2 protein-coding genes are annotated in these 955 nt (G+C 47.9%); both read left to right on the top strand.

The features are described 5' to 3' along the window. The coding region (locus AOA56_RS15415; RefSeq protein ID WP_053770042.1) for a hypothetical protein at positions 1 to 433 on the top strand (433 nt) is incomplete at its 5' end. 122 nt (positions 434 to 555) lie between these two features. Then, a partial coding sequence (locus AOA56_RS15410; RefSeq protein WP_053770041.1) for a transcription termination/antitermination NusG family protein occupies positions 556 to 955 on the top strand: 400 nt, incomplete at its 3' end.

The following is a 955-nucleotide window of genomic DNA, read 5'->3' as shown; positions in this document are numbered from 1 at the left end:
GAAGAAAAAGCTGTTCCGGGCAGACGGGAAATTGATTCTGAGTATGGAGAAGATGTTTCCAGGCTACCTCTTTTTACAAACAGACCGGATCCAGGATGTGTCAGAAATGTTAAAACGATCCAGAGAATATCCTCATCTTCTTGGGGAAGGCGGGGGACAGGCAGTCCGGATGGAAGAGAAAGATCTGGCATTTCTGAAACAGGTCTGCGGGGAGCAGCTGGATCAGCCGATGGGACTTTCCCAGGTAGAGGCAGACGAAGAAGGGAATCTGATCCGGGTGGAGGGAATCCTGCGTCCTTACTCCCAAAAGATTGTAAGGAAACGACTGAGGAAGCGGTATGTGCTGGCAGAGGTGGGACTCTTTGGAAGACAGGAAACCGTTTTATTTGGGATCTGTCTGCCAGGAGATCGGATCTGGGAAGGGAGAAGATAAATACGGCAGAAACACTTTCGACGACAGTAAAGACTGCCGGGGGGAGACTGCGGTAAGAATGGGAAGAGAGTCCAGGGCAGAGGCCGTGGAATGGCGAAGCATACTCTTTTGTAGGAGGAAGAATGTGGTATGTGATTCAGATTATGACAGGCAAAGAAGAAATGATGCGGGAAATGATTACCCGGAATTTGCCAAGTAAGATGTATGAAGACTGCTTTTATATAAGAAGAGAACGGATCTGGCGCCTGAATGGAGAGAAAGTATGTCATGTAGAAACGATGTTTCCGGGCTATCTGTTTGTGACGACAGAAGACCCGGAAGCAATATATTGGAAACTCAGAGAAATCCCGGGACTTACGAAACTTCTGCGGACAGAGGAGAGCCAGTTTTTGTCAGTATCGCCGGAGGAACAGGACTTTTTGGAAGATTTAATTGACAAAGATGAGGAGAAGATTGTGCGGTTATCAGAAGTGACGCTGGATGAGGAGAAGAAGATACTGTCGGCAAAAGGACCGCTCAGAA

Origin of the sequence: Sellimonas intestinalis, from assembly GCF_001280875.1 — a bacterium.
Classification (GTDB): Bacteria; Bacillota; Clostridia; order Lachnospirales; family Lachnospiraceae; genus Sellimonas; species Sellimonas intestinalis.
This window is presented reverse-complemented; position numbering and strand designations above follow the sequence as displayed.